A 6,213-nucleotide genomic window follows, 5' to 3' on the forward strand; every position below is an offset into this window, starting at 1 on the left:
ATGCCGTTTGCCCAAAACAAAGCGACGCTATGTTGGCCAAACTTAGTTGATAAATGCACTTTAAGTTCTGAGGCAACTTTTACTCGCCCACTCGATAGAATTAAAGCACGAGTATTAAAAGATCGCGCTATAACAACGGATTTAACCTGTCAGTTTACCGCAACACTAGACACCGACAGGCCTGTCGGTGTTGTTGCGCTTATTAGTCATAACTTGTCTGTAGATGCCCAGTGGCGCGTTAGAATATATGACGCTGCAGATGCTCTACTTGAAGACTCTGGGCTGGTTGATGTTTGGTTGCCGGTATTTTCTACATCAGAATTAGCCTGGGAAGATTCCAATTTCTGGTCGGGCAAGCCGACTAATGAAGACCGTGCTCGCTTTACGCCGCAAGCAATTTATCTCGCTGGTAAAAATTGGTATGTCAAAAAAATAGTGATCGATCTCGTTGATGAGGCTAATACAGATGGCTTTATTCAGATTGGTCGAATGTTCTTATCGAATGTATTTCAGCCTACTTACAACTTCGCATACGGAATTCGTTGGGGATTAAACGACCCTACTGAAATTGATAAAACGCTGGATCAAACAGAGTACTTCGATGAACAACCCCAGACTCGTGAAGTGACCATTGCTTTTGATTGGATCTCTGAGGCTGAAGCGTTTTCTCGCTTCTTTCGAATGCGGCGCGAAGTCGGCGTTAGTCGCGAAGTACTCTTCTTTCATCAAATAAATGTCGACATTAGATTTACTCAGCGAACGATGTTGGCACGTGTGTCGCAGACCGATCCGGTCGTGCATCCCGACGCAGCAAGACATACGCATAGTTTAACTTTAAAGGAGCTTATCTAATGGCATCAGTAACGTTCAGCGAAGCCGTCGGCGGCGATGGCTCAACAATCACAGACGACGGCAACCCTACAACTGGGCTTGGTAACGATGGGCACCGTGAGCGCCTTGTGCCTGCGTTAACGCAGCTGGTAGCTGTAGCCGAGAATGTAGTGAGTGTTGCCGAAAGTGTGGCAGATGTAGGTGAAAGCGCAGAACTGGCGGAAAGCTGGGCCGACAACGACGAGGATGTTGAAGTTGAGCCGGGTAAGTATTCAGCAAAGCATCATAGCGCAAAATCGGAATCCAGCGCGGCATCAGCTAGTAATAGTGCAACATCAGCGGCAAACAGTGCAACAGCAGCAGCAAGCAGTGCCTCTGCGGCGGCGACGAGTGAGAGTAACGCTGGCGACAGCGAAACTGCCGCAGGCACTAGTGCGACCAACGCGGCAGCAAGTGCCACTGCGGCTGCAGACAGCGCTACGGCGGCTAGCAACAGTGCAACAGCAGCGGCAGACAGTGCCTCTGCAACTGCGGCAGATGCAGTATCAACCGCTGCCGACAGGGTTGCCGCAGAGTCCGCTAAAGATGACGCTGAAACGGCTGAAACAAATGCCCAGGCTAGTGCTTCTTCTGCTGCAACAGATAAGAGCTTAGCTGAAACAGCTCGTGATAGTGCAATTTCTAGTGCGACTACCGCAACTACTCAAGCAGACTTGGCTCAGAAATGGGCTACTGAAACGGTAGATGTCATTGTCTCAGGTGGACAATATTCTTCATTACATTACTCGACCAAGGCGTTAGACAGTGCTGAATTGGCAGCTAAATGGGCAGAGGAAGATGAAGATGTTGAGGTAACGACTGGTGAGTATTCTGCTAAGCACCATGCTATTAAAGCCTCGGACTATGCGGATGCTGCCGCCGCCTCTTATGCGTCATTGGCTGGCGAGGTGGCTCAGGCCGAAGATGCCGCTAATCTTGCCGAAGAGTGGGCAAATAACCCTGAAAACACAGTTGTTACCGGAACCAGTAACTACTCTGCTAGGCACTGGGCGATCCAAGCACAAGCTAGTGCAACCGGCGCATTGATCTATCGAGGATCTTATAACGCTTCTGGTGATGTCGCCCCATCAGGCCCAAATGAATTGGGTGATTACTACAAGATATCCGTTGCCGGTGACTTCGGTGGACACGAATTCAAAGTAGGTGACTCTGCAATTTACAATGGATCTGGTTGGGATAAGGTGGATAACACCGAGTCTGTGACCAGTGTTGCAGGAAGGCTCGGTGATGTCACTTTGGATAAAGGTGATGTGGGTCTTGGGTATGTCCAAAATGTAAACCAGCAGAATGCAAGTAATATCAATGCAGGTACGTTAAATGCAGCCCGCCTTCCTGCCACAATTAATGCTGACACTACGGGAAATGCCGCTACTGCTACTGATGCAGATACGTTAGACGGAGAACATGGTGCTTACTATTTGGCTTATAGCAATTTTACAGGCACCCCTACGATTCCAGATACCGAAAGCATTCAAGATATTATTGGCGGTATGGTTTCGGGTAATACGGAAACAGGTATTACAGTTACTTATGAGGACTCAGATGGCACGTTAGATTTCATCTTAACGGATGGAGGTACAGCCGCAGTAGGGACACACGAGGCCACCTATGACCACTCTACCTACCTAACTGAAACCTCCGCGGATGCCTTATATCTTGGCTTAACAGCCAAGGCGACCGATAGTGCTTTGTTGAATGGTGAAGCCGCTAGCTACTACCTAGACTATACAAACTTCACCAACACACCCTCCACAATCGATGCTGAGCAAGTCGAAGATATCGTCGGCGCAATGCTTACCGGCAACACTGAAACTGGCATCACGGTCACTTACGATGACGCAGACGGTACGATTGATTTTGTGCTGACAGATGGTGGGGCCGCAGCCGTATCAACGCATGAGTCTACTTACGACCATGATGATTTTGTTACCAACACCGCTGCCGATGCTGCGTATTTAGCTATCGATGGCACGGCTGATAATAGTGATTTATTAGGTGGGCAGGATAGTGCTTATCATCTGAATAGGGCTAATCATACAGGCACTCAACTTTTAGCAACAATAAGCGATGCTGGTGATGCCGCTGCTGCTGGTGTAAAGCGTAGTATTGAGATTGACTCGGCAAATTTGCAGCTTGTGGGTGACTCTGCGAGCCCGGGTAATAATAAAGTTTATGGGACAAATGCATCTGGCGTGAGGGGTTGGCAGAGCGATTTTAAAAGCGGTGGCGGGCAAATATCGGCTGCTGTTACTTACGCGCCAACAGTGTTGGCAGGATCTGTAATCGACTGCTCGCTTGGTAATTACTTTAGGTACACATTCACAACAAACAAAACAATCTCTTTTACTAACGTGCCCAGCGGCTATTACGTTGCGGTTCTTGAATTTACAAACGGCGGCAATTACACGATCACATGGCCCGCGAGCTTAGACGGCGACGCGCCGCAACTCTCTACCTCTGCTGTTGATGTGTTAGTGCTAACCACTGACGATGGCGGCACAAGTTGGCGCTATGTGCATAGCATTAGTGAGGGCGGCTAATGAGCATTTTAATGATGTTGGCTGGCGTTAGTACGCCCGTAGGTCAACAGGCGTACACAACCGGTAGCGCGCACTCGTTTATAGTTCCGTCAGGCGTTTATTTGATTAGTGTTGTCGCTGTTGGGCAGGGTGGCGGTACGGGTGGCGGTACGGGTGGTGCAGGCGGTGCGTTGGTTTGGCGTAATAATATTGCAGTCACACCCGGCGAAACACTCAGCATTAATATATTAAGCGACGCTCTTATTCAAAGAGGGGCTACAATTCTGCTGAAAGCAAAAGCCGCAATAAATAATTTTGCAGGCACCTTGGCAGGCAGCGAAGGATACGATGCAGGATATTCGGGGGCGGCAGGGACTGCTAGTTATTATGCTGGGGGTGCAGGTAAATATACTGCAAATGGGGATCTTTCGCCGACGAGCTACAAAGGCGGGTCTGGCATAGATTTACTGGGGGATAACACGTATACGCCTGGTGCGTCATCGCCAAACGGCGGCGTTACTGGCGGCGCTGGGGCGGATTTTGGAGGGGGGGCAGGTCGGGGATTTAGTACGTCTGGTGCGCAGGGTAAAGCTGGCTTACGAATAATTTGGGGGCCAGACAGGGCTTACCCATCGACTAACACGGGAGATATGTGATGTACGCGCTATTAGATGGTGGTTTGCTTGACACTTACCCAATCTCAGCACACGAAATTAGAATAAGATTTCCTGTGTCTGTGCCTGCGATTTTAACTAATTTTAATTATCAGGATTATACAGTTGTTGAGGTTGCCGAAACTGAGCAGCCAGCCGCTGATGTAGTAACTGAGGTTACTCCCGATTTTATTGGGGGAGTGCTCACACAGCAGTGGTCTACGCGTAGTTATACGCCCGCAGAGTTAGTGGGCTATCGATATAATAAAAAGCAAGACATTATTGCTGAGGCGTCAGTAGATATGGCAGCAGATATCTCTGCAGAAAGTTATGTTTGGAATGGGGGCATGGAGTCATCACTGGCTCTTGACGGCGCGCGGCGAATGGCGATAGAGGCCGAAATGACGAGCGTGACGCTACACGACATTACAAACACGCCCCGCTCACTAACGCTAGCGCAAGCAAAAACCGTTTGCCTCGCCGTGAGCGGCGCATATCAAGTTAAATTTACTGAGCTGCAACGAGCAAAGTGTGAACTCGCCGCCATCGATCTTGAAAGCGAAGGTGCAAAGGCGGCAATTGATGCCGTTGCTTATGCGCCTTAATCGCTCGTCTGGGGTGGTGTAAAGAACTGTGATTTCTTTAAAAATGCCTTTTATACTCTCCGCTTTCAATACTATTAGGATGCGTGATGAGTGAAATAGATGGATTAAGTGAGTTGAGCTACGTAAATACTTTAAAAAGAATGACTGTGGTATCCCATCATTTTGACAAGGTGTTTCGACGGTTCTATGAAACGGCATCCGAGCGAATATCGAGTGATGCGTTTCATGACATTCCGATGGATTTCGAACCTGATCTCAACAATAGGCAATTTAAAGTGTCGTATTGCGGAAGGCTTATGACAATTAATTGGGGTGTTTTTGTAAATGGTAGCGGCCAGCTAGATTGTTATGTTGATTTTAGCGCCCTGTTAACTTCACCCACTACTTATAAGCACCAAGTAATGACTGTCATTTCGACTCCAGAGGGGCTATCACAACTTAAACTAAGTGGCGAATTCATGAATCTCAATAATTATGCTCATGCGCCATATATTCTGCTGCATGGGTTCTACAAAATGATGAAAATTTTGCCTTCTGATATGACGTCCAGATCCATTGCTGTTTAATAGTAACTGAGCCCGCTATTAATCGGCATTTAATGGCGGCTTAAAGCGAGTTAGCTCCTTTGGCTGCCTAGATTTTGGTGTTGTAAATAACTAGGCGCAATGTCGCGAATTTTTCGGCGCGCTACACTATGAGTCCAAACAATAAACACACCCCCGAGTCCATCGACACCCAACTAGCCGAGTTGCAAAAAGGCTATATATCTAAATTAAGTGAAAAATTGCAGGCGATAATGTCCCTGTGGAACTCTAGCAATAAAAACGATACCGACGAACTCCACAAACTCTATCGAGCAGTGCACTCAGTCGCAGGCACATCTGCCATGTTGAACATCGATGAAGTACATCAAATTTGTGCAGAAATAGAATTAATTTTACTGCAAATGTTAAATCCAGAAGCAGACGACGTGGACGACCATACCAAATTACATCCGCTATTTAGCCAGCTGCAGATACTGCTAAGCAACAATGACTTTAAAGCTATGCCGATTAACCTTAACGAGCATCGCAGCTGAGAATGCAGAAGCATGCTTGGCTTGGAACGAGGGCTCGTCAAGCTCTCTACGCAAACTCTTCTAATTTTCGGTAAAGGCCCCGCTAGCGCTAAACGGTTTTAGCGGATTTTGGTCTTTGCGCTTACCGCCTCGTCTAGCGTGAGAGTGCAGGGGTTTTCTTTTTAGAAGCCTGGCAAGCCTGCCCCATAAGCGTTAGCGAGTGCTGTGGGCATGACCTACATTGTGTTGCGAGCAGTGCTCGCAATCGCTGCGCGACACCTCCGCTGCGCTCCGGTGCACCAAGCCCGCACCTAACGGTGCACGGCTTGTCACATGGACCCAGTATTTAGTGGCAGCAGATAATCACAATCCTAAATAAAACAAAACCCCAGTAGATTGCTCTACTGGGGTTTTGTTTTATTTAGAAGCCTGGCGATGACCTACTCTCGCATGGGGAAACCCCAAACTACCATCGGCGATGACACGTT

6 protein-coding genes are annotated in these 6,213 nt (G+C 48.2%); all 6 read left to right on the forward strand.

Translation table 11 applies throughout. The annotated features are described in order from the left end of the window. The 6 genes from GVJ32_RS09610 to GVJ32_RS09635 all read left to right on the forward strand — a co-directional run bounded on the left by GVJ32_RS09610 (position 1) and on the right by GVJ32_RS09635 (position 5,746). A complete protein-coding gene (locus GVJ32_RS09610) occupies positions 1-852 on the forward strand; it encodes a hypothetical protein (protein ID WP_159239821.1) in 852 nt (283 codons plus the stop codon). After that, positions 852-3,431 (forward strand): hypothetical protein, encoded by a 2,580-nt coding sequence (locus tag GVJ32_RS09615; protein WP_159239822.1) that lies wholly within the window; start codon positions 852-854, stop codon positions 3,429-3,431. The genes GVJ32_RS09610 and GVJ32_RS09615 overlap by 1 nt, the downstream gene beginning before the upstream one ends. Then, a complete protein-coding gene (locus GVJ32_RS09620) occupies positions 3,431-4,066 on the forward strand; it encodes a hypothetical protein (RefSeq protein ID WP_159239823.1) in 636 nt (211 codons plus the stop codon). The genes GVJ32_RS09615 and GVJ32_RS09620 overlap by 1 nt, the downstream gene beginning before the upstream one ends. A gap of 74 nt (positions 4,067-4,140) precedes the next feature. Next, positions 4,141-4,668: a hypothetical protein gene (locus tag GVJ32_RS09625; protein WP_159239824.1), complete on the forward strand. Its 528-nt coding sequence runs from the start codon at positions 4,141-4,143 to the stop codon at positions 4,666-4,668. 86 nt (positions 4,669-4,754) lie between these two features. Then, complete coding sequence (locus GVJ32_RS09630; RefSeq protein WP_159239825.1) at positions 4,755-5,234, forward strand: hypothetical protein; 480 nt, start codon at positions 4,755-4,757, stop codon at positions 5,232-5,234. Positions 5,235-5,362: 128 nt separating this feature from the next. After that, positions 5,363-5,746 carry an Hpt domain-containing protein gene (locus tag GVJ32_RS09635; RefSeq protein WP_159239826.1) on the forward strand — a complete coding sequence of 128 codons (384 nt, stop codon included), beginning with the start codon at positions 5,363-5,365 and terminating at the stop codon, positions 5,744-5,746. Positions 5,747-6,213: the final 467 nt, after the last annotated feature.

Source organism: Zhongshania aliphaticivorans, from assembly GCF_902705855.1.
In the GTDB taxonomy this organism is placed as follows: Bacteria; Pseudomonadota; Gammaproteobacteria; order Pseudomonadales; family Spongiibacteraceae; genus Spongiibacter; species Spongiibacter aliphaticivorans_B.